The organism is Streptomyces sp. NPDC027185, assembly GCF_055567035.1.
This window is the reverse complement of record NZ_JBVHRF010000001.1, coordinates 1,045,932-1,066,771: the sequence shown is the minus strand read 5'-3', so window position 1 is coordinate 1,066,771 and position 20,840 is coordinate 1,045,932. Positions and strand designations below refer to the sequence as shown.

The 20,840-nt window shown below is 73.5% G+C and carries 21 protein-coding genes and 2 tRNA genes; 14 read left to right on the top strand and 9 right to left on the bottom strand.

The window, feature by feature from the left end; translation table 11 throughout:
• The first annotated feature begins 48 nt into the window (after positions 1 to 48).
• The 9 genes from ACZ4M8_RS04510 to ACZ4M8_RS04470 all read left to right on the top strand — a co-directional run bounded on the left by ACZ4M8_RS04510 (position 49) and on the right by ACZ4M8_RS04470 (position 7,783).
• On the top strand, positions 49 to 1,170 hold the full coding sequence (locus ACZ4M8_RS04510; RefSeq protein ID WP_467603217.1) for a TIGR03364 family FAD-dependent oxidoreductase: 1,122 nt from the start codon (positions 49 to 51) through the stop codon (positions 1,168 to 1,170).
• Positions 1,167 to 1,889: a phosphonatase-like hydrolase gene (locus ACZ4M8_RS04505; protein WP_467603216.1), complete on the top strand. Its 723-nt coding sequence runs from the start codon at positions 1,167 to 1,169 to the stop codon at positions 1,887 to 1,889. Before ACZ4M8_RS04510 ends, ACZ4M8_RS04505 begins: the two co-directional genes overlap by 4 nt.
• On the top strand, positions 1,886 to 2,980 hold the full coding sequence (locus ACZ4M8_RS04500) for an ABC transporter ATP-binding protein (protein ID WP_467603214.1): 1,095 nt from the start codon (positions 1,886 to 1,888) through the stop codon (positions 2,978 to 2,980). The genes ACZ4M8_RS04505 and ACZ4M8_RS04500 overlap by 4 nt, the downstream gene beginning before the upstream one ends.
• Complete coding sequence (locus tag ACZ4M8_RS04495; protein WP_467603213.1) at positions 2,973 to 3,899, top strand: 2-aminoethylphosphonate ABC transporter permease subunit; 927 nt, start codon at positions 2,973 to 2,975, stop codon at positions 3,897 to 3,899. The genes ACZ4M8_RS04500 and ACZ4M8_RS04495 overlap by 8 nt, the downstream gene beginning before the upstream one ends.
• On the top strand, positions 3,886 to 4,683 hold the full coding sequence (locus tag ACZ4M8_RS04490; RefSeq protein ID WP_467603211.1) for an ABC transporter permease: 798 nt from the start codon (positions 3,886 to 3,888) through the stop codon (positions 4,681 to 4,683). The genes ACZ4M8_RS04495 and ACZ4M8_RS04490 overlap by 14 nt, the downstream gene beginning before the upstream one ends.
• A gap of 33 nt (positions 4,684 to 4,716) precedes the next feature.
• A complete protein-coding gene (locus ACZ4M8_RS04485) occupies positions 4,717 to 5,781 on the top strand; it encodes a 2-aminoethylphosphonate ABC transporter substrate-binding protein (protein WP_467603210.1) in 1,065 nt (354 codons plus the stop codon).
• A gap of 121 nt (positions 5,782 to 5,902) precedes the next feature.
• The gene (locus ACZ4M8_RS04480; protein ID WP_467603209.1) at positions 5,903 to 6,682 is read left to right on the top strand and encodes an HAD-IIA family hydrolase; all 780 of its coding nucleotides are present in this window, start codon (positions 5,903 to 5,905) and stop codon (positions 6,680 to 6,682) included.
• Positions 6,683 to 6,801: 119 nt separating this feature from the next.
• Entirely contained in the window at positions 6,802 to 7,038 is a 237-nt protein-coding gene (locus tag ACZ4M8_RS04475; RefSeq protein WP_467603207.1) for a hypothetical protein, read from the top strand.
• Positions 7,028 to 7,783 carry a class F sortase gene (locus ACZ4M8_RS04470; protein ID WP_467603206.1) on the top strand — a complete coding sequence of 252 codons (756 nt, stop codon included), beginning with the start codon at positions 7,028 to 7,030 and terminating at the stop codon, positions 7,781 to 7,783. Before ACZ4M8_RS04475 ends, ACZ4M8_RS04470 begins: the two co-directional genes overlap by 11 nt.
• Before the next feature lie 62 nt (positions 7,784 to 7,845).
• Here the strand turns inward: ACZ4M8_RS04470 and ACZ4M8_RS04465 are convergent.
• Positions 7,846 to 7,919, bottom strand: a tRNA-Lys gene (locus ACZ4M8_RS04465).
• A gap of 599 nt (positions 7,920 to 8,518) precedes the next feature.
• On the opposite strand from ACZ4M8_RS04465, the gene ACZ4M8_RS04460 reads away from it, so the two are divergent.
• From ACZ4M8_RS04460 to ACZ4M8_RS04450, 3 genes are all read left to right on the top strand, one after another.
• Positions 8,519 to 8,935, top strand: coding sequence for an SsgA family sporulation/cell division regulator (locus ACZ4M8_RS04460; protein WP_467603204.1), 417 nt, complete (start codon positions 8,519 to 8,521; stop codon positions 8,933 to 8,935).
• A 7-nt stretch (positions 8,936 to 8,942) separates the two neighbouring features.
• Positions 8,943 to 10,196, top strand: a complete 1,254-nt coding sequence (locus ACZ4M8_RS04455; RefSeq protein WP_467603202.1) for a hypothetical protein — start codon at positions 8,943 to 8,945, stop codon at positions 10,194 to 10,196.
• Between the two features lie 651 nt (positions 10,197 to 10,847).
• Entirely contained in the window at positions 10,848 to 11,441 is a 594-nt protein-coding gene (locus tag ACZ4M8_RS04450) for a lytic polysaccharide monooxygenase auxiliary activity family 9 protein (protein ID WP_467603201.1), read from the top strand.
• 388 nt (positions 11,442 to 11,829) lie between these two features.
• On the opposite strand, the gene ACZ4M8_RS04445 is transcribed toward ACZ4M8_RS04450, so the two are convergent.
• From ACZ4M8_RS04445 to ehuB, 6 genes are all read right to left on the bottom strand, one after another.
• A tRNA-Lys gene (locus ACZ4M8_RS04445) sits at positions 11,830 to 11,903 on the bottom strand.
• 72 nt (positions 11,904 to 11,975) lie between these two features.
• Entirely contained in the window at positions 11,976 to 12,734 is a 759-nt protein-coding gene (locus ACZ4M8_RS04440; RefSeq protein ID WP_399090599.1) for an IclR family transcriptional regulator, read from the bottom strand.
• Positions 12,735 to 13,019: 285 nt separating this feature from the next.
• On the bottom strand, positions 13,020 to 13,829 hold the full coding sequence (gene ehuA / locus ACZ4M8_RS04435) for an ectoine/hydroxyectoine ABC transporter ATP-binding protein EhuA (RefSeq protein WP_467603199.1): 810 nt from the start codon (positions 13,827 to 13,829) through the stop codon (positions 13,020 to 13,022).
• Positions 13,819 to 14,472, bottom strand: a complete 654-nt coding sequence (ehuD, locus tag ACZ4M8_RS04430) for an ectoine/hydroxyectoine ABC transporter permease subunit EhuD (protein ID WP_399090605.1) — start codon at positions 14,470 to 14,472, stop codon at positions 13,819 to 13,821. Before ehuD ends, ehuA begins: the two co-directional genes overlap by 11 nt.
• Positions 14,469 to 15,194, bottom strand: a complete 726-nt coding sequence (ehuC, locus tag ACZ4M8_RS04425) for an ectoine/hydroxyectoine ABC transporter permease subunit EhuC (RefSeq protein WP_467603198.1) — start codon at positions 15,192 to 15,194, stop codon at positions 14,469 to 14,471. Before ehuC ends, ehuD begins: the two co-directional genes overlap by 4 nt.
• Complete coding sequence (gene ehuB, locus ACZ4M8_RS04420) at positions 15,191 to 16,120, bottom strand: ectoine/hydroxyectoine ABC transporter substrate-binding protein EhuB (protein WP_467603196.1); 930 nt, start codon at positions 16,118 to 16,120, stop codon at positions 15,191 to 15,193. Before ehuB ends, ehuC begins: the two co-directional genes overlap by 4 nt.
• 385 nt (positions 16,121 to 16,505) lie before the next feature.
• Here ehuB and ACZ4M8_RS04415 point away from each other — a divergent pair, with 385 nt between their 5' ends.
• Positions 16,506 to 17,006 (top strand): DUF3830 family protein, encoded by a 501-nt coding sequence (locus ACZ4M8_RS04415; protein WP_467603195.1) that lies wholly within the window; start codon positions 16,506 to 16,508, stop codon positions 17,004 to 17,006.
• Positions 17,007 to 17,129: 123 nt separating this feature from the next.
• Here the strand turns inward: ACZ4M8_RS04415 and ACZ4M8_RS04410 are convergent, their stop codons facing one another.
• Entirely contained in the window at positions 17,130 to 18,542 is a 1,413-nt protein-coding gene (locus ACZ4M8_RS04410) for an amidase (protein ID WP_467603193.1), read from the bottom strand.
• A gap of 102 nt (positions 18,543 to 18,644) precedes the next feature.
• Complete coding sequence (locus tag ACZ4M8_RS04405) at positions 18,645 to 19,610, bottom strand: D-2-hydroxyacid dehydrogenase (RefSeq protein ID WP_467603192.1); 966 nt, start codon at positions 19,608 to 19,610, stop codon at positions 18,645 to 18,647.
• A 244-nt stretch (positions 19,611 to 19,854) separates the two neighbouring features.
• On the opposite strand from ACZ4M8_RS04405, the gene ACZ4M8_RS04400 reads away from it, so the two are divergent.
• Positions 19,855 to 20,793, top strand: a complete 939-nt coding sequence (locus ACZ4M8_RS04400) for a maleate cis-trans isomerase family protein (protein ID WP_467603191.1) — start codon at positions 19,855 to 19,857, stop codon at positions 20,791 to 20,793.
• Positions 20,794 to 20,840 lie beyond the last annotated feature (47 nt).

Sequence of the window (20,840 nt, the reverse complement as noted above, 5' to 3'; positions counted from 1 at the left end):
CGCCGAAGCGACCGTTCAGGGTCACCCATCGCCACGAGCGTCTGCGGCATGCGAGTCATAGTCGTCGGAGCCGGGGTGCTGGGCACCATGCACGCCTGGCAGGCAGTCGAGCGGGGCCACGAGGTCCTGCACATCGAGCGGGAGGCCGAGGCCCGTGGCGCCTCGGTCCGTAACTTCGGGCAGATCTGGGTCAGCGGGCGGGCCGGGGGCGAGGAGCTGGCCACCGCGCTGCGCGCCCGGGAGCTGTGGGAGGAGATCGGCGCCCGCGTCCCCGGGATCGGCTTCCGCGCCACCGGATCGCTCAGCGTCGTCATGAACGAGGCCGAGCGCGCCGTCGCCGAGGCTGCCACCCGCCGCCCGGACGCCGCCGACCGCGGGTACGCCCTCCTCGACGCGCCCGCCGCCCGCGAGATCAACCCGGCGCTGCGCGGCGACTTCCTCGGCGCCCTGTGGTGCGAACGGGACGCCGCCGTCGAGCCCCGCGTCGCCCAACGCGCCCTCAAGGACGCCCTGCTGGCCTCCGGCCGCTACACCTACCTCGGCGGCCGCGAGGTCCGCGACGTCACCGACGGCCGGACCGTCCGCGACGACCACGGCGACCTCCACCACGGCGACGCCGTCCTCCTGTGCACCGGCGCCTGGCTCGGCGGACTCGTCCGCGAACTCGCCCCCGACCTGCCGGTCCGCCGCGTCCGGCTGCAGATGATGCAGACCGACCCGCTCGGCGAGCGGCTCACCACCTCCGTCGCCGACGCCGACAGCTTCCGCTACTACCCCGCCTACGCGAGCGAGGCGCTGGACGCGCTCGCCGCCGTCCAGCGGCAGACGCCGACCGCCGCCGCGCACAAGATGCAGCTGCTGATGGTCCAGCGCGCCGACGGCGGACTGACCATCGGCGACACCCACGAGTACGAGACACCGTTCGGCTTCGACGTCGTCGAGGACCCGTACGCGCACCTCACCGGCGTCGTCGAGAAGATCCTCGGCCGCCCGCTGCCGGCCGTCCGCCGCCGCTGGGCCGGCGTCTACGCCCAGTGCACCGACCCCTCCCGCGTCGTCCACCGCCAGCAGGTGCGCGACGGCGTATGGCTGGTGACCGGACCGGGCGGACGCGGGATGACCTGCTCACCGGCCATCGCCGAACAGACCGCGAACGAACTGGGCTGGTGACCACCTTGACCGCCACGCATTCCGCGCCGCACTCCCCGTACGCCACCGAACTCGTCGTCCTCGACATGGCCGGCACCACCGTCGCCGACGACGGTCTGGTCGAGCGTGCCTTCGACGCCGCCGCCCGCCACCTCGGCGTCGTCCCCGGCAGCGGCGAACACGCCGCCATGCTCGACCACGTCCGCGCCACCATGGGCGAATCCAAGATCTCCGTCTTCCGCCACCTCTTCGGCGACGAGGACGCGGCGCAGCGCGCCAACACCGCCTTCGAGGGCGCGTACGGCGAACTCGTCGGCGAGGGCCTGATCGCGCCTGTCCCCGGCGCCCGCGAGGCCATCGAGGCGTGTACCGCCGCCGGGCTCACCACCGTCTTGACCACCGGTTTCGCCCGCGTCACCCAGGACGCCATCCTCTCCGCGCTCGGCTGGCACGGCCTCGCCGCCCTCACCCTCTGCCCGGCCGACGCCGGACGCGGCCGCCCCTGCCCGGACATGGTCCTCACCGCGCTGCTGCGCACCCGCGCCACCCACGACGTGGCCCGGATCGCCGTCGCCGGGGACACCTCGTACGACATGCTCAGCGGCCGCCGCGCCGGAGCGTCCGTCGTCGCCGGGGTGCTGACCGGCGCCCACGACGCGGCGCGGCTGACTCGGGCGGGCGCCACCCACGTCCTCCGCTCGGTCGCCGAACTGCCCGCACTGCTCGGGGTGGCGACATGACGGCGGCCCAGGCGGCACCCCCGTCGGGGATCCGCTTCGACGGCGTCCACGTTGCCTACGGTGACACCGTCGTCCTCGACGGCCTCGACCTCACCGTCGAACCGGGCGAGTTCATGGCGCTGCTCGGGCCCTCCGGCTCCGGCAAGACCACCGCACTGCGGGCCGTCGGCGGCTTCGTCACCCCGCGCCGCGGCCGGATCCTGATCGGCGGCCGCGACGTCACCGACCTGCCGCCGTACAAGCGCGGCATCGGCACCGTCGTCCAGAACTACGCGCTCTTCCCGCACATGAAGGTCGCCGACAACGTCGCCTTCGGCCTCAAGGCGCAGAAGGTGCCGCGCGCCGAGACCGGCCCCCGGGTGCGCGAGGCGCTGGAGATGACCGGTATGGCCGGCTACGCCGACCGCCACCCCCGCGAACTCTCCGGCGGCCAGCAGCAGCGCGTCGCCCTCGCCCGCGCCCTCGCCATCCGCCCCGGCGTCCTCCTCCTCGACGAACCGCTCTCCGCCCTCGACGCCACCCTCCGCTCCGACATGATGGGCGAACTGGCCCGCCTTCACCGCGAGTTGCCGGACGTCACGATCCTCTACGTCACCCACGACCAGGTCGAGGCGCTGACCCTGGCCGACCGGATCGCCGTGATGGACACGGCCCGGCTCCGGGACTGCGGCACCCCGCAGGAGCTGTACCGCCGCCCGCGCACCGCGTTCACCGCGTCGTTCGTCGGCACCGCCAACCTGCTGCCGGTCACCGTCGCCGACGACGGCGTGGACCTCGCCGGACAGCGGCTGACCGTCCCCACCGGCGACGCGGTCCCCGGCGCCACCGCCACCCTCTGCGTCCGCCCGCACCTCGTCGGCGCCGGCGCGGCACCCACTGCGGACGCCAACACCCTGCGCGGCACCCTCACCGGCATCCAGTGGCGCGGCGCCACCCACCGCCTCACCGCCGACGTCTCCGGCCACCGCGTCCTCGCCGACGTCCGCGAACTGCGCGAACCCCCGGCCGTCGGCGCCGACATCACCCTGCACTTCGCGCCCGGCGACGCGGTCCTCGTCCCGGCGCAGCTCACCGGCGGCGCCGATGTCTAGCGCGACCACCGCCCGCCCGGCGGCGACGGGGGCGCACCCCGAAGCGGCCCGCGCCCCCGGAAGGCGTCCGGCCCGCCGCCCCGGCGCCGTGCTCCGGGCGCTGCCGCCGGTCGCCGCCCTCGCGCTGGTCTTCCTCTATCCACTGGCCCTGGTGGTGTGGCAGTCCTTCTCCCCGGAGGACGGCGGCCGCTCCACCGCGCCGTACGCCCAGGTCCTGGCCGCGGCGTCGTTCCGCGACGCGCTGGTGGTGACGGTGGGGATCGCGGCGGGCGCCACCCTCGGCGCGGTCGTCCTCGGTTCGGTCCTCGCGCTGATCATCGCGTTCGTACCGTTCCCCGGCGGCCGGGCCCTCGCCCGCTTCATCGACGTCTTCCTCTCCTTCCCCTCCTTCCTCATCACCCTCGCCCTCCTCTTCCTCTACGGCACCGTCGGCATCGCCAACGGCCTGTGGAGCGACGTCACCGGCGCGGCGGGCGGCCCCTTCGACTTCCTGCACACCCCGTGGGGCGTACTGCTCGCCGAGATCACCTACTTCACGCCGTTCGTCATGCGCCCGCTGCTCGCCGCCTTCGCCCAACTGGAGACCGGCCAGCTGGAGGCAGCCGCCTCGCTCGGCGCCCGCCCGGCGCGGATCGTGCGGACGGTGATCCTCCCGGAGGCGCTGCCGCAACTCGCCGCGGGTGGTGCGCTGGTCCTGGTGATGTCCCTCAACGAGTTCGGCATCGTCCTCTTCACCGGCGCCAAGGGCGTCGTCACCCTCCCGGTCCTCGTCTACACCAAGGCGATCCTCGACGGCGACTACACCGGCGCCTGCGTCGTCGCCGTCGTCAACATCGCCCTCTCCGCCGCCCTGTACGCCCTCTACCGGTACGTCATGGCGCGTACCGCAGCCGGAGGTCACCGCCGTGCTGCTGCATAGCAAGGCCGCCCGCCGGAGCGCGCACGCCGTGTTCTGGCTGCTCTTCCTGCCGCTGTTCGCGCTGCCGCTGCTGGTCATCGTCGCCGCGTCGTTCGCCACCGCCTGGAGCGGCGCCCTGCCCTCGGGCGTCACCCTCGCCCACTACCGCGACGCGGTCCACGGCGACTCCCTGAGCGCACTGCTGACCAGCGCCGCGACCGCGCTGGCCGCGAGCGTCCTGGCGCTGACCGCCGGCACCTGGGCCGCCCTCGCCGCCCGACGGCTGCCCCGCCGTGCCCGCCGCGTCCTGGACGGCCTCTTCCTGCTGCCCCTCGCCGTCCCGTCCGTCGTCGTCGGACTCTCCCTGCTGGTCGCCTTCTCGCAGCCCCCGCTGCTCCTCAACGGCACCCCGCAGATCGTGATCATCGCCCATACGGTGCTGGTCACCGCCTTCGGCCACCAGTCCGTCGGCGCCGCCCTCACCCGCCTCGACCCGGCGTACGCACAGAGCGCCGCCGGCCTGGGCGCCCGCCCCGCGTACGTCCTGTGGCGGGTCGAACTGCCGCTGCTGCTGCCGTCGCTGAGCGCCGCCGCCGGACTCTGCTTCGCCCTGTCCATGGGCGAGCTGAGCGCCACGATGATGCTCTACCCGCCCGACTGGATGCCGCTGCCGGTCCAGATCTTCGCCACCACCGACCGCGGCGCCCTCTTCGCCGGCGCCGCCCTCGCCGTCGTCCTGATGGCCGCCACCCTGCTGGTCCTCCTCGCCGTCTCCCGCCTCCGCACCCGCGCCGCCCACCGCTGACCGGCCGGACCCCTCCCTCCCTGGAGCCTCGCCATGCGCCACCGCCCCCGCCGCGCCCCGCTCACCGCCTGCGCCGCCCTCCTCGTCCTGCCCGCCGCCCTCACCGCCTGCGGCACCTCCGCCGACCCGGACGCCGCGGAGATCACCGTCTACAGCGCCGACGGACTCCGCGGGGAGAAGGGCGACGGCTTCTACGACCAGGTCTTCAAGGACTTCGAGAAGAAGACCGGCATCAAGGTCAACTACGTCGAGAGCGGCTCCGGCGCCGCCGTCCAGCGCCTGGCCCGCGAGCGGTCCCACACCCAGGCGGACGTCATCGTCACCCTCCCGCCGTTCATCCAGCAGGCCGACGGCAAGGGGCTGCTCGCCACGTACCGCCCCAAGGGCTCCGAACAGGTCGCCGCCGGGGACAAGGACCCGGCCGGCCGCTGGACCTCCGTCGTCAACAACTACTTCTGCTTCATCCACAACACCGAGGGCCTGCCCGAGCCCCCGAAGACCTGGCAGGACCTGCTCGACCCGAAGCTCAAGGGCAAGCTCCAGTACTCCACCCCGGGCGTCGCCGGCGACGGCACCGCCGTCCTCGTCAAGGCGCTGCACGACTTCGGCTCCACCGACGCGGCCATGACGTACTTCGCGAAGCTCCAGACCAACAACGTCGGCCCGTCCTCCTCCACCGGCCAACTCGCCCCCAAGACCGACAAGGGCGAACTCCTCGTCGCCAACGGCGATGTGCAGATGAACTACGCCAACACGAAGTCCCTGCCGCACCAGGGCATCTTCTTCCCCGCGGCGAAGCCCGGCGCCAAGCCCTCCACCTTCGCGCTGCCGTACGCCGCGGGTCTGGTCAAGAACGCCCCGCACACCGCCAACGCCAAGAAGTTCCTCGACCACCTGCTCTCCGAGCCCGTCCAGCGCCAGGTCTCCGCGGTCGGCGGCGGCTTCGCCGCCCGCCAGGACGTCAAGGCCACCGACGCGCGCGCCAAGGAACTGTCCGCCCTCATGAAGGGCGTCGACATCTTCGAGCCCGACTGGAAGGACATCGACAAGAACCTCCCCCGCTACCTCGACGCCTGGCGCAAGGCCACCGGCAGCTGACCGGGCCCCACCGGGACGGGGCGCCCGCGGCCCCGTCCCGCCCGCCCGTAGGCTGGGCGTGCAGGCACCGGCGGGATACCGTCGGCCGCCCCAGGTCAACACGTACGGCAGGAGTCCGGCAGTGGCAGAGCGCAAGCCGATCGAGTCATGGCTCACCGACATGGACGGCGTCCTGATGCACGAGGGCATCCCCGTCCCCGGCGCGGACGCCTTCATCAAGCGGCTCCGCGAATCCGGCCGCCCCTTCCTCGTCCTGACCAACAACTCCATCTACACGGCACGGGATCTGCACGCCCGCCTCAACCGCATCGGCCTGGACGTGCCGGAGGAGAACATCTGGACCTCCGCCCTCGCCACCGCGAAGTTCCTCGACGACCAGCATCCCGGTGGCTCCGCCTACGTCATCGGCGAGGCGGGCCTGACCACCGCCCTGCACGAGGTCGGCTACGTCCTGACCGACCACGAACCCGATTTCGTGATCCTGGGAGAAACGCGGACCTATTCGTTCGAGGCCATGACGAAGGCGGTGCGACTGATCAACAACGGTGCCCGTTTCATCGCCACCAATCCCGACGAGACGGGGCCCTCGGCAGAAGGGGCCCTTCCCGCCACCGGAGCCGTCGCGGCGCTCATCACCGCGGCCACCGGCAAGAAGCCGTACTTCATCGGCAAGCCGAACCCCTTGATGATGCGGACGGCCCTGAACACGATCGGCGCACACTCGGAGACCAGCGCCATGATCGGCGACCGGATGGACACGGACATCCTCGCGGGGCTGGAGGCGGGTATGGAGACCTTCCTCGTCCTCACCGGGCTGACCGCCAAGGACGACATCGACCGTCACCCGTACCGGCCGACCCACGTCAGGGACTCCATCGCGGACCTCGTCGACCTGATCTGACGGAACCGGGGCCCGGCGAGAGCCGCCGGGCCCCGCTCACCTGAACGGGGCACCGCCGCCGCGCCCCGGATGCGGGCGCCCCCGCACGGGCGGACCTTCGGAGTATGCGGAGGTTCACCATGCGCACGCTACTGCTCACCCTCTGTGCCGCCCTCCTGTTCCACGTCGCGGCAGGCACCGCGGCGGCGGCACCCGTCCACCCCCTCGCGAGCGGCACCGCCGCCGAGATGAGCGGCCCCCAGGCGGTCGGTCTGGTGCTGGCCGGCGGCGCGATACTGATCATCGCCGGCCAACTGCTCCGGCTCCGGCTACGCATCCGCCGCGAACGCCAGACCGGCGGCACCGATGACACCTGAGCCGCCCCCCGCCCCCTCCCTCGGTACCCCTGCGCGGCCCGCACCCGCTCCCGCCCGCCCCGACCCGGCGCCCGCCCGCTCCCGCACGGATCCCGCACCCGCCCACGCCCGCACGGATCCCGCGCCCGCCCACGCCCGTACGGGACCCGGGCCCGCCCACGCCCGCCGGTTCACCGGCGCCGCCTGGGCGGTCCTGCTGCTCGGCCTCTGGCTCTGGGGCGGTGACAGCGCCGTCGCCCGGCTCACCACCACCGGCGACATCGCCGCCGCCGGCCGCCCGCCCGGCCCGGCGCCCCTCCGCGCCCGCCCACCGCTGCCCGCCGCCACCCCGCGCACCCTCACCGTCCCCGCCCTCGGCCTGCGCGTACCGCTCACCCCCGGGCCTCCGGGCGCCGCCACCCCGGCAGCGTCGGGGGACGGCCCACCCGGCTGGTACGCCTACGGGCCGCAGCCCGGTACGCCGGGCGTCGCGGTCCTCCTCGGCCGGGGCCCCACCGCCGAAGGCCCGGCCCGCCTCGCCCCCGGAGCCCGGGTGGACGTCCGCCGCGCCGACGGCACCACCGCCCGCTTCACGGTGCGGGACGTCCGGCTCCACCCCCGAGGCGCGCCCCTGCCCGCCGGGGCCACCGCCGCCCGCGCCCCGCACCGAGCCGAACTCCGCCTGATCACCCGCAGCGCCACCGCCCCGACCGCCGTCGTCTCCGCCTACCTGACCGGCCACGGGAGCGACGGCGCCGTGCCCTGAGACGAAAAATTGCGGACATGCGACGAAGGCCCCCACCGAAGTGAGGGCCTTTCGCCTGTCTGTGCGCCGCCAGGGACTCGAACCCCGGACCCGCTGATTAAGAGTCAGCTGCTCTAACCAACTGAGCTAGCGGCGCCTGCTGACCTGAAGAACTTTACACGACGTTCCCGGGCACCTTTGACCACCTCGGACCACCGGCGGCCTTTTCATGCCTCCGTGGGCGGTGAGGTGTGTCACACGGCCGCGACCGGCCCGGATGGCGGATGCGACCGACCTCCGGACGGCGGACGCGACCGGCATCCGGGGGCGGGCGAAAGTCCCGTGCCCTCGGGACCTTCGGCAGGTGGGCCGCCCGCCACCGTCTGTGAGGATCAAGATCACGGCATTGCGCCATTGGCCGGACGGCCGACATGCGGCCCGGGGCGCCCCTTGCGAGGCTGGGACGGGAGCGGGGCCAGGCGTGAGCGGACGGAGGGCGACGGCGGTGACGGCACATCAAGCTGTGGTTCCAGCAGGCCGGATGAGGCCGTTCGCGCCCGCCCCGGCCCACCGCCGCACCTGTCGGCCCGGCCGCGCCGGCGCACCCGGGGCGCCCGCCACCCGCTATCCGGAGCGATGGCCTCCGTCACTCGTTGCCCGCCGCCTGCAACCCCGTAACGCCGCCTCACGTCTGCTTAGACGCGCACCCCACCCGGGTCCGCCGGGACCGTCCCTCCCTCGGAAAGGTTGATCGTCATGGTGTCGACAGCCAAGCGCACCCTCGACATGTCCCTGCTGCTCGGTCCGGACGACGAGGTGCCGGTGGCGGGCCGCTTCAGCTACCGCAGCGACCGGCCGTACGAGGTCGAGGTCGACTTCATCACCCGCGGCGTCACCGCCGCGACCTGGGTGTTCGCCCGGGAGCTGCTGCTGGGCGGGGTCCATGGCGAGCAGGGCGAGGGGGACGTACGGGTGTGGCCCGCGGGACCGGTCGGGCGGCGCCGGGTCCACATCGAGCTGTTCAGCGACGACAGCGTCTGCGAACTGTCGGTGCGGGCCGCGGAGCTGTCCGCCTGGCTGGAGCAGACGACGGCGATCGTGCCGCCCGGCCAGGAGGACCGCTACCTGGAGCTGGACAGCCACCTGGCCCGGCTGCTGGCGGGGAAGTGCTGAGACGGCGATGACTGTGACGACGGTGAGGACGATGATGACGACCGGGACCACGACCGCCGAAGCCCCGGAGACGGCCGCCCCCGCGCGGCGCCGCCCGGCGGCGTCGCCCGTACCGCGCACCGGCCGGGCCGCGACCGTCCCCCGGCAGGGCTCGGGCCCCGACCTGCGGAGCGCCGCCGGCGCCGCGACCGGGGACGACGGCACCCGCGGTGACGCCCGTACCCACGACCCGCGGGTGCACGGTTTCCTGCCCGAGCGGCCCCCGGTCCGCACCATGATCGGCACCTGGACCCTGCTGGACGCCCTCGCGCGGACCGTCGCCCTCGCGCCGAGCGCCGCGGACGCCGTCGCCGCCGTCGAACGCTCCGCCCGCGCCGGGGAGCTGACCGCGCTGCGCCAGCGGGTCTCCCGGCTCTCGCCGCGCAACGCCGAGGCAGCCGCCATGCGGATCGCCGTGATCGCGGTGGCCTGCGGCTGGTCCGGGCTCGACCCGCAGGCACCGGCCGCCCGCCGGAGCGCCGACGGCGGCTTCCTCGACCTGTGGTCCGCCATCGCGCACCGCATCGACCACGACCAGTTCGTGGCGCTGCCCGCGCTGTCGCTGCACAACTGGGCCCCGGAGCGGAAACCCCGCCGCCATCTCCCCATCGACCAGCTCGCCCGTACCGAACAGCTCGTGCCGATCGTGCGCTGGGCCCCGGAGGGTGAACCGCTCTGCCGTCTCGACCGGCTGATGCTCGCCGTGACCCGGCTGGAGGCGCACGGCATCTGGCTCTTCCGCCTCGCCGAAACCCTCGCGGGCCGCGCCCCGGACGACTCCTCCACCCCGACCGCGCTGCGCCGCCTGGTCCGCATCCAGCGCGCCCTGCGCGCCCAACTCTACGAAGAGACCGCCGAGTTGGCGGACGCCCCGGCCACCGCCCGGCAGTCCGAGGTGATCGCGACGCTCGCCGCGCAGGGCGCCCTGGAGCCGCCCGTGCTCCAGGCGGCGGACGCGGTCCTCGGCATCGGCGGACGCCGGATGGGCGAGGGCGGCCGCCAGCTGTTCCGCCGCCACCTCCCGGCCCACCACCGCGCCTGGCTCAGCGCCATGGACCGGCACTGCGCTCCGGTCCGCACCCTCGCCCACCGCGGTGGCCCCGACGCCGCCGTCTACCGCGAGGCCCAGGAATCGCTGATCGCCCTGCGCCGCACCTACACCGCCCTCATCCAGGCCGCCGCCGGCCCCTCCGCCACCCCCCTCCCGGCCGCAGCCGCCTGACCACCCCGCGCCGGGCCGTACGCCCCCAGGCCGTACGGGGGAACCTCCGGGCCTCCGCCGCCGCTGACCGCACCGCACGCTTCCGGTCCGGACGGCCGCCTGGTTCCCGTGGCGGCCGCGCGCCCCCGCTGCCCGCCGTCCTCCCGATTCCCACCCGCCGGGCCGCCCGCCGTCCGGTCGCCTCGCGTCCGCCGGGCCGGCCGCCTGCCGTCCGGTCGCCGTCCGGTCGCCTCGCGTCCGCCGGGCCGGCCGCCCCGCACCCGTACGGCATTTCCCGGGCCCGGCGCTCGCCGCCGGGCGACGCCCCGCGCTCGCCGCCCCGGCCCTGTGCCCGCCTGGCCACGGTCCGATCGCGCCCGTACGGCAGCCCTGGACGTGACGCCCCAGGGGCCCCGCGCCGCCCCTGACCTGCGCCTGCCGTCCCCGCCCCGGCCTCCGCCGCGCGCTGCGCGCCGCCCCGCCCGCCCGTTTCCGCCGGGCCTGGCCGCTGCCGCGCCGGGCCGTGCCGTCCGCGCCCTCGTTTCCGGGAGTCCGGAATCCCGGTTGTTATTGGTCTGGACATGTCGTGCGTCCGCTCGTAGCCTCGCGTTGGTCTAGACCGCACCGCACCTTCCCCCTCGTTGGAATCCCCACGTCCTCCAGGAGCGAGCTATGCGCAAGAGGTTCAGTGCCACCATGATCGGGCTCGGCGTCATCGGCGCCTCCCTGCTCTCCACCAGCAGCGCCTCCAGCCACGGCTACAGCGACGCACCGGTCAGCCGTCAGTCGCTCTGCGCCCAGGGCACCGTCAAGGACTGCGGCGCCATCCAGTACGAACCGCAGAGCGTCGAGGGCCCCAAGGGCTTCCCCGGCGCCGGGCCCGCCGACGGGAAGATCTGCTCCGGCGGCAACGAAGGCTTCGCCGAGCTGGACGACCCGCGCGGCGGCGACTGGCCCGCCACCAAGCTGACCGGCGGCCAGGGCTACACCTTCCAGTGGCGTCTCACCGCCCGCCACGCCACCACGGACTTCCAGTACTTCATCACCAAGGACGGCTACGACCCGAGCAAGCCGCTCACCCGCGCCGACCTGGAGCCCGAGCCCTTCATGACCGTCCCGATGGGCGGTAAGCAGCCGGACGCCACCTGGCAGTCCCAGGGCACCGTGCCCACCGGCAAGAAGGGCCACCACATCATCCTGGGCGTCTGGAACATCGCCGACACCGGCAACGCCTTCTACGCCTGCTCGGATGTCGACCTCTCCTGATCCGGTGACCGCCGAACGGCGGGCCCGCCGACGCGGGTGTCCCCACCGGCGGGCGCCCGGGTGTCCAGCGCCCCGGCCGTCCGACCGTCGCCCGCGTCCGGGCCCGCCGTCCGGCCCCCGACGTCCCGGCTCCCCGGCGACCCGGCCTCCGGAGCCCGTCCGGCCCGCGCGTCCCCGATCCGTACGGTGACTCCGTATGGATGGCGGGCCGGGCGTCCCCGCCCCGGAGGCCGGGCGTCCGCTCGGGGTGCCCCCGGTCACGCCCCCCGTGCGCCCCTTGTACGCCGGGGCGTAACCGGCCACCGCGCACGTGCACAGGCCGCTCACCACCTGCCGTGAACGCCGAAGTGGGCGCCTCCGGAAAAACCGGAGACGCCCACTTCACAGGTGCGCCGCCAGGGACTCGAACCCCGGACCCGCTGATTAAGAGTCAGCTGCTCTAACCAACTGAGCTAGCGGCGCGCGCTGACGAAAGAAATACTACCTGCTTCCCGGGGGTGCTTCTGACCACCCCGCCCGCGGGCCCGCGCCAGGTCAGATCGCGAGCGACAGCAGCACCGGAGTGGCCCGGCGGTTCAGGGCGTCGGCCGCCTGCCGCAGCCGGTGGGCGTTCTCCAGCGGCATCGACAGCGCCAGGCAGCCCACCGCCGCACCCGCGGTGATCGGCACCGCGGCGCAGACCGTGCCCACCGCGTACTCCTGGAGATCGAGGACCGGGACGGTCGGCGGCTGGCTGTCGAGCTTGTGGAGCAGGATCTTCTCGTTGGTGATCGTGCGGGAGGTGAGCCGGGCGGCCTTGTGCCGGGCCAGATGATCCTTGCGTCCGTCGTGGTCGAGCTGGGCCAGCAGACACTTGCCGACCGCGCTGGCGTGCGCGGTGCGGTGGAACTCCGCCCACTCGTTGACCTTCGGGGCGAGCGGGCCGTCCGCGTAGTGCAGGATCTTGACCTCGCCGTCGATGTACCGGCTGATGTAGACCGCCGCGCCCACCGAGTCCCGCAGATCGTCGAGGGTGATCTGGAGCTTGTCGCGGAGCGCCTGATCGCGGTCGCCGCCGGTGCCGAGCAGCAGCAGCGACTCGCCGACGACGTACGCGCCGTCCGGCACCTGCTCGACGTACCCCTCGCGCCGCAGCATCGTCAGCATCTGCGCGAGATGGGTGGCGGGGAGGTTGGTGCGGCGGGCGATCTCGACATCGGTCACGCCGCCGCTGTGCCGGGAGACCGCTTCGAGGACGCGCAGGGCGTGCTGCACCGAAGCGAACGGCGCGGTCGGATCGGGCTTCAGCGCCACGGTGGCCCCCTAGCAGGTCGGTACCGCTTGCGTCGTATCCGCCACCGTCGGGCGCGAGCGGCGCGGGCCGCCGGCTGTTCCCGGGCGGCGGGACTTCTATCACGATAGCGGCCAACGACCTTCGATGGAGAGGGTCTTGACCGAAAACCACACTCCGCCGGTGGCTCGCGCTCCGGTTTCCGGTACCGCATATGCCATGGTCACAGGCGCTTGCGGGCGGCCGGGACGCGGTGGCGCCCGGCCCGGCGAACGGGGCCGGGCGCCACCGGGCGGCAAGGCCGGACGTCACAGCACCGCGCGGAGGAACTCCCGGGTCCGGTCCTGCTCGGGGTCGGTGAAGATCTTCTCCGGGGAGCCGGACTCGATGACCCGGCCCGCGTCGAACATCAGCACGTCGTCGGAGATGTCCCGGGCGAAGGACATCTCGTGGGTCACACAGAGCATGGTGATGTCCGTGGTGCGGGCGATGTCCCGCAGGACGTCCAGCACCCCGGCCACCAGCTCCGGGTCGAGCGCCGAGGTCACCTCGTCCAGCAGCAGCACCTGCGGCCGCATCGCCAGCGCGCGGGCGATGGCCACCCGCTGCTGCTGGCCGCCGGAGAGCTGCGTCGGGTACTTGTCGAGGTGCGCGGTCAGTCCGACGAGTTCGAGCAGGTCGCGGGCGCGTTCCTCCGCCTCGTCCTTGCCCAGCCCCAGGACGTGGACCGGCGCCTCGGTGATGTTGCGCAGCACCTTCATGTTGGGGAAGAGGTTGAACTGCTGGAACACCATGCCGATGTTCTTGCGGACCTCGCGGATGTGCTTCTCGCCGGCGGGTATCAGCCGGCCGCCCTTCTCCTCGTGGGTGAGATAGGCGTCGCCGACCTTGATGGTGCCCTCGTCCGGCGTCAGCAGCGTCATCAGCAGCCGCAGGATCGTCGTCTTGCCGGAGCCGGACGGGCCGATCAGCGTGACGTGCTTGCCCGCCTGGACGGTGAAGTCCAGCGCGTCCAGGACGGTGTGGGGCCCGAACCGCTTGGTGACGCGGTCGAAGCGGATCAGCTCGGTGCCGCCGGGGCGGGCGGCGTCCTTCGTGAGGTGCGTGTCAGCGGACAAGGCGGCGCTCCAGGGCTCGCAGGAGGAGAGAGGTCGGGTACGAGATCACGATGAACAAGGCGCCGACGACGGTGATCGGCTCCATGTAGTCGAAGGTGGTCGCGCCGATGGTGTTCGCCTGGAACAGCATGTCGCCCACGGTGATCGCGGCGAGCATCGGTGTGTCCTTGAACATCGCGATGACGTAGTTGCCGAGCGCGGGGACCACCCGGCGCAGCGCCTGCGGGAGGATGACCGCGGTCCAGGTGCGCCGGCGCGGCAGGTTCAGCGCGACGGCCGCCTCCCACTGTCCGGCGGGCACCCCGTCGATCCCGGCGCGGTAGACCTCGGCGGTGTACGTCGAGTAGTGCAGCCCGAGCCCGATGACGCCGGTGACCAGCGGGGAAAAGGTGAGTCCCCAGCTCGGCAGCACGAAGAAGAGGAAGAAGAGCTGCACCAGCAGCGGGGTGTTGCGGACGAATTCGACGACCGCGCTCACCGGCCACGTCACCCAGCGGTTCGACGACCGCAGGGCGAGCGCCCAGACCAGACCCAGCGCGAACGACACCAGCGACCCCAGCAGCGTCGCCTCGACGGTGACGCCGAGACCTTTCAGCAGGTCGGGCAGGATGTCGCCGACGTACCCCCATGACCAGGTGTTCACGGCTTGCCACCTCCGGCGGCCGGTGCGGCGGTGCCCGGGGCGGGGGTGCGCGGGAACAGACCGCCGGAGCGTTCCGGGGCCTTCCCGACGGACGCCTTGGCGCGCCGCTCCACCAGCCGCATGATCCGGGTCACCACGAACGCGATGACGAAGTAGAGGACGAGGATGATCCCGTAGACCTGGGCGCTCTCACCGGTGGAGAGCCGGGCGAGCTTCGCCTCGAAGGTCAGCTCACCGATGGAGAGCAGCGACGCCAGGGCGGTGCCCTTGAGCAGTTCGACCAGCAGGTTGGTGAACGGCGGCAGCATCTCGGGCAGCGCCTGCGGCAGCAGGACCTTCCGCATCCGCTGCCAGGGCGTGAAGCTCAGCGCGATGGCCGCCTCCCGCTGCGCGGGGGCCACCGCGGCCAGCGCGCCGCGCACCACCTCGGAGCCGTACGCGCCGTACGACAGGCCGAGCGCGAGGGTGCCGGCCCACACCCCGGCCAGCTGCCAGCCCAGCAGCGGCAGGGCGAAGAACAGCCAGAACATCAAGACCAGCGCCGAGGTGCCGCGGAAGATCTCCACGTACGCGCCCGACAGGAAGCGCACCACGCGCAGGCGGGAGGTGCGGGCGATGCCGATGCCGAAGGCGACGGCGGCGGCCAGCGCGGCGCTGTAGACCATCAACTGGACGGTGATCCACACGCCTTTGAAGAAGAGTTCCCACAGTGCTCCGGTCACCGTTTGCACAGCTCCTTCGTCGTGAGATCGGTCATGAAGTCCTCGGTGAATCCGAACGGCCGTACCAGCCGCAGGAGTTCACCGCTGCGCTTCATGGCGTGCAGCTCGCGGTTGAACGCGTCGCGCAGCTTCGTCTCACCGATCCGGAAGCCGTAACCGCCGCCGTCGCGCTGCGGGACGCCGTCCACCTCCGGGGTGAACGGCTCGGTCATCTCCACCCGCGGGTGCCGTCCGGTCCGCAGCGTCTCGATCATGGCGAGTGCGGTGCCCGCGAAGCAGTCGATGCGTCCCGCCTCCAACGCCTCCATCCCGGCGATGGTGTCGCCGTAGGTCTGGATGACGTTCTTGTGCACGCCGTTGCCGACCGCGTAGTCCAGCTCCGCGTATCCGACGCCGGTGCCCATCCGGAAGCCGCCGCGGGCGATGTCACGGTAGGAGTGGATTTTCTTCGGATTTCCCTTGGGGACGAGAAATCCGTCCTTCGACTCGTAATCCGGATCGGAGAAGAGCACCGCCTGGCAGCGGGTCTTGTTGATGAACATTCCGGCGACGATGACGTCGAACTGGAAGGAATGCAGCCCGGGTACCAGGGCGCCGAATTCGACCGGTACCGGCTCGAAATTCCGGACACCCATTTTGCGGAAGATGGTGCGGGCGACGGTGGGTGCCTCGCCCGTCAGCTCGCCGTTCTTGTCGATGTACGCATAAGGCGCCTCTCCGGCGATCCCCATACGCACCGTGCCGCGCTCCCGCAGATCATCGAGGAGATGCCCGCCGTCCGTGGCGCCGGTGACATCGACCCGGGCGCACCCGGTCGCCGCCGTCAGGGCGCCTGCCGCACCGAAAGCCGCCGCTCCTGTCAGCAGTGAGCGGCGGCTGATCCCTCTGACACTGATGCCTGAATCTTTCCCCTGTGGTGGAGCCATGGGCGCGCCACTACCCGAACTGTTCGAATGTATGCCGCTTGTTTCCGGCCCTTGATGGAACTGCTGCCCGAGCGTGGTGTAAATCCGTTATCACCGCCTACGGTGAGAGTGCCGGATTGTGCCGCAGTGACAGCGTTATGCGTCATCGGCGGGCGTGTGCGGCCGTGTGGACAGGTATGTCGCCGCGGCCGGCGCCCGGTTTTCCCGTGGACGCGGGTGGAATTCACCGATTCGCCCGGCGCCGCCCTCCCGGATCCCGGGCCGTCCGGCGGATAGGCAGGCGGGAGGGCCGGGCGCGGGGCGGGTCCGCGCGGCCCCCGGGGTACGGCCCGCGCCGCGCCCGGCGGCGCCCGCACCGGCACACCACGGACCGAAGGAGACCTCCATGACCGACCGTTTTCTCGACGTCTCGCTGGACAAGCGCGGCGTCCACTGCACCGCCCGGCTGCTCGACGACCGCGCGCCGCGCACCTGCGCCGCCGTCTGGGACGCGCTGCCCCTGGGCGGTGACGTCTACCACGCCAAATACGCACGTAACGAGATCTACACCCTCCTCGCGCCGTTCGCCCCCGAGGAGCCGCCGCTGGAGAACCCCACGATCACCCCGATCCCCGGTGACCTGTGCTACTTCACCTTCAGCGGCACCGAGTTGGGCACCTCCGCGTACGGCTACGCCGACGGCTCCGCGGCCCGCACCCGCGCCACCGTCGTCGACCTCGCGCTCTTCTACGAACGCAACAACCTGCTGATCAACGGGGACGCGGGCTGGGTCCCCGGCATCGTCTGGGGCACGATCGTCGAGGGGCTCGACCGGATGGCCGACGCCTGCCAGGACCTGTGGCGGGCCGGCGCGGTGGGGGAGAGCCTCAGCTTCCGCCGGGCGTAGCCCGTCCGGGGCGCGGGGCGTGCGGCGATCCGGCCGGGGCGCGCGGCACGGGCGGGCGCGCCCCACGGGCCCGACTCCGGCTCGGGCCCGCCGTCCACGCCGGCGCCCGATCCGGGCGCCCCGTCACCCCCAGGCCGCCGGAATTCCCGCCGCCCCCGCCTCGTACAGCGCGTGTGCCGCGCGCAGGACCAGCGCGTCGGCGTGGCGGGCCGCGATCAGCTGGACGCCGATCGGCAGACCGTCGCGGTCCAGGCCGCAGGGGAGCGTGGCGGCGGGCTGCTGCGTCATGTTGAACGGGTAGGTGAACGGCGTCCAGCCCGTCCAGCGGCCGAGCCCGGAGCCGGGCGGCACCTCGGCGCCCGCGGCGAACGCGGTGTCCGGCAGCGTCGGCGTCACCAGCAGGTCGTACGTGGTGTGGAAGCGGCCCATGGCGGTGCCGAGCGCCATCCGGGTGTCGACGGCGGCCAGGTAGTCCAGCGCACCGTACCGGGCGCCGATGCCGCAGATCTCCGCGAGCCCGGGGTCCAGCAGCTCCCGCCCGGCCGGGTCCAGATGCTCCACCACCCGCGCCGCCCCGCTGAACCACAGCACATGGAACGCCTCCACCGGGTCGGCGATCGGCGGATCGGCCTCCTCGACGTGCGCGCCCAGCGACGCCAGCGTCTCCACCGCCGCGCGCACCGCCGCCGCCACGTCCGGCGCGACCGGGACGTCCCAGCCGAGCGAGGGGCTGTACGCCACCCGCAGCCCGGCCACCGGCTCCGCCAGCGCCGCCACGTACGAGCCGCCGACCGGCCCCAGTTGCGACCAGTCGCGCGGATCGGGCGCGCTGATCACGTCCATCATCAGCGCCGCGTCCGCCGCGTCCCGCGTCATCGGCCCGACGTGCGAGAGCGTCCCGAACGGGCTCGCCGGGTACAGCGGCACCCGCCCGTACGTCCCCTTCAGGGCGAAGACCCCGCTGAACGACGCGGGGATCCGCACCGATCCGCCGCCGTCGGTGCCCAGGCTCAGCGGTCCGGCGCCCAGCGCGAGCGCCGCCGCGCTGCCGCCGCTGGAGCCGCCCGAGGTGCGCGACGGGTCGTACGGATTGCCCGTGACGCCGTCCCGGGGGCTGTCGGTGACGCCCTTCCAGCCGAACTCCGGGGTGGTGGTCTTGCCGAGGAACACCGCGCCCGCCTCCCGCAGCCGGGCCACCGACGGCGCGTCCTCGTCCCACGCCGCGCCGTCCGGGGAGAGCGTCAGCGAGCCCCGCAGCGTGGGCAGCCCCCGGGTGAGCAGCAGGTCCTTGACGGTCACCGGGACGCCGTCCACGGGGCCGGCCGGCCGCCCGGCGCGCCAGCGCTCCTCGGAGGCGCGGGCCCCGGCGAGCGCGCCTTCGGCGTCGATCAGGGCGAACGCGCCCGTCCGCTCCTGCGCGGCGCCCGCCCGCTCCAGCGCGGCGGTGACCGCCTCCACGGGCGAGAACGTACCGGCGGCGTACCCGTCGGTGAGCTGCCGGGCCGAGAGCGTGGCGAGCCGGTTCGGTGCTGACATGGGCGTCCTCCGGTCGGGCGGCCGCCCCGGGGCGGGGCGGGGACGGATGGCGGCGGGCGGTCCGGCACGGCCGGTGCCCGGGGCGGACGGACGGCGCCCCGGTCACCGCACCGGGACGTAGCCGAGCCGTTTGTCGACGACGTTGTGCAGCGGCTCCCCGGCCGCCCAGCGATCGAAGTTCTCCTCGAACTGTGCGGCCAGGACGTCGCGCCAGCCCAGCGTGTCGCCGCTCATGTGCGGGGAGACGAACAGGCCCGGCGTCTGCCACAGCGGGCTGTCCGCCGGCAGCGGCTCCTGCTGGAAGACGTCGAGCGCGGCGCCCGCGAGGTGCCCGGAGCGCAGCGCCGCGACGAGCGCGTCCTCGTCGACGAGCGGGCCCCGGCCGACGTTGACGAAGGACGCCCCCGGGCGCATCGCGGCGAACGTCTCCGGGCCGAACAGGCCGCGCGTCGTGTCGGTCAGCGGCGCCGCGCAGACCACCCAGTCGGCGCCGCCCAGCAGCGGGCGCAGCGCCTCGGCGGCGTGCACCGTGCCGAACTGCGGGTCGCCGGTGCGCTCCCGGCGGCCCACCAGCTCGACGGTGACACCGAGCGCCTTCAAGGTGGTGCCGGCGGCCCGGCCGATGGGGCCCGAGCCGACGACGACGGCGTGCGTGCCGGCCAGCCGCCGGGTGTCGCGGTGCTCCCAGTGCCGCCGCCGCTGGCGCTCCCAACTCCCGTGGAAGTCCTTGGCCATGGCCAGGACGAGCCCGGCGACGTACTCCGCGATCGGCTGCTCGAAGACGCCGCGGGCGTTGGTCACCACCGTGTCGTCGGCGACCAGCGCCGGGCAGAGCAGCCGGTCCACCCCGGCGCTCGCGGTGTGCACCCAGCCGGGCCGCGGTCCGGCGACCGGCCAGGCGTCGCGGATCGCGTCGGAGGTGAAGTCCCAGGCCAGCAGCACATCGGCGGTGGGCAGCAGCCCGGCGAGGGTGGCCGGTTCGGCGGTCACCACCCGGGCCCGGCCGGTGAGCCGGTCCAGCTTCGGCGGCGGGTCGGAACCCAGGACGAGGACGGTGCTGTCAGGCATGGGCCAAAGCCGTTCTGAGATGTGGACCGGGGCGGCGGAACCGGGGGCGGCGGGCGGCGGAGGGACCGGGGCGGAGGCGCGGGACGAGAGGCCGAGAAATGCCGGAGATGTGAGGATTGACCACGCTAAGAAGTCGTATCTACCGTGTCAACAACGGCACTGTTCCGACGTCCCGGCTCGTCCCGGCTGTCTTTCCCCTCTGGCCAGGTCCTGGCCACTGCCCTTCGTTCTCCTAGGGGCTTACATGGACGTCTCCTTCCTCGGTGGCCCTCAGCCCCAGCTCGGTGTGGGCGTCGTCGCGCCCTTCGACTTCGCCCTCGACCGTGAGCTGTGGCGCTGGGTACCGGACGACGTGTCCCTCCACCTCACCCGTACCCCGTTCGTCCCCGTCGAGGTGAGCCTCGACCTGGCCCGTATGGTCAGCGAACACGAAACGCTGCGCGCCGCCGTCGAGGCGCTGAGCGCGGTCTCTCCGCAGGTCATCGCCTATGCCTGTACGTCCGGAAGTTTCGTCGGCGGCCTCGCGGGCGAGCGGGCGATGACGGCGGCGATGGTCCAGGCGGGGGCGGTCCCCTCCCTCACCACCTCGGGCGCGCTCATCGAGGCGCTGCGGGAGCTGGACGCCTGGCACGTCGCCGTGGTCACGCCGTACACGAGGTCGGTCACCGACTCCCTGGAGGCGTTTCTCGGCGAGGCGGGCGTGACGGTCACCGGACGCGCCTACCTGGGCCTGACCCGGCACATCTGGCAGGTCCCCTACCGCGAGGTCGTCGCCATGGCCCGCACCGCCGTGACCGACCGCACCGACGCCCTCTTCATCAGCTGCACCAACCTCCCGACGTACGACGCCATCCCGCAGCTGGAGGCCGAGCTGCGGATGCCGGTGCTCTCGGCCAACCAGGTCACGCTCTGGGCCGCGCTGCGGGCGATCGGTGTCCACGCGGTCGGGCCGTACCAGGCGCTGCTGGACCCGGTGGCCCGCGCCGGTCCCGCCGCGATGAACTCCGGTGCCCCGCCCGCCCCGGAGGTGCCCGGCACCCGCCCGGACGAACCGCCCCCGCCGGAGCCCGCCCCGCCCGAGGCCGCCCGTACGGCCCCGCCCGCGGAACCGGCCCCGACCGCCGAGCCCCCGGAGCGCCGCCCGCGAAAACCACGGGCCCGGCGGGGCGGCACCCGCCACTGAACCCGGCGCCGCCCGACGGCGCGCGGACCCCGGCCCGCGCGCCCCGC

What these genes read in the sequence shown, in the direction of transcription:
- ACZ4M8_RS04470 (WP_467603206.1), top strand. Translation starts at nt 7,028, where the DNA reads ATGACACCTGAGCCGCCCCCCGCCCCCTCCCTCGGTACCCCTGCGCGG.
- ACZ4M8_RS04410 (WP_467603193.1), bottom strand. Translation starts at nt 18,542, where the DNA reads ATGTCAGCACCGAACCGGCTCGCCACGCTCTCGGCCCGGCAGCTCACC.
- ACZ4M8_RS04500 (WP_467603214.1), top strand. Translation starts at nt 1,886, where the DNA reads ATGACGGCGGCCCAGGCGGCACCCCCGTCGGGGATCCGCTTCGACGGC.
- ACZ4M8_RS04485 (WP_467603210.1), top strand. Translation starts at nt 4,717, where the DNA reads ATGCGCCACCGCCCCCGCCGCGCCCCGCTCACCGCCTGCGCCGCCCTC.
- ACZ4M8_RS04455 (WP_467603202.1), top strand. Translation starts at nt 8,943, where the DNA reads ATGACTGTGACGACGGTGAGGACGATGATGACGACCGGGACCACGACC.
- ehuB (WP_467603196.1), bottom strand. Translation starts at nt 16,120, where the DNA reads ATGGCTCCACCACAGGGGAAAGATTCAGGCATCAGTGTCAGAGGGATC.
- ACZ4M8_RS04400 (WP_467603191.1), top strand. Translation starts at nt 19,855, where the DNA reads ATGGACGTCTCCTTCCTCGGTGGCCCTCAGCCCCAGCTCGGTGTGGGC.
- ACZ4M8_RS04510 (WP_467603217.1), top strand. Translation starts at nt 49, where the DNA reads ATGCGAGTCATAGTCGTCGGAGCCGGGGTGCTGGGCACCATGCACGCC.
- ACZ4M8_RS04415 (WP_467603195.1), top strand. Translation starts at nt 16,506, where the DNA reads ATGACCGACCGTTTTCTCGACGTCTCGCTGGACAAGCGCGGCGTCCAC.
- ACZ4M8_RS04405 (WP_467603192.1), bottom strand. Translation starts at nt 19,610, where the DNA reads ATGCCTGACAGCACCGTCCTCGTCCTGGGTTCCGACCCGCCGCCGAAG.
- ACZ4M8_RS04450 (WP_467603201.1), top strand. Translation starts at nt 10,848, where the DNA reads ATGCGCAAGAGGTTCAGTGCCACCATGATCGGGCTCGGCGTCATCGGC.
- ACZ4M8_RS04495 (WP_467603213.1), top strand. Translation starts at nt 2,973, where the DNA reads ATGTCTAGCGCGACCACCGCCCGCCCGGCGGCGACGGGGGCGCACCCC.
- ACZ4M8_RS04460 (WP_467603204.1), top strand. Translation starts at nt 8,519, where the DNA reads ATGGTGTCGACAGCCAAGCGCACCCTCGACATGTCCCTGCTGCTCGGT.
- ACZ4M8_RS04475 (WP_467603207.1), top strand. Translation starts at nt 6,802, where the DNA reads ATGCGCACGCTACTGCTCACCCTCTGTGCCGCCCTCCTGTTCCACGTC.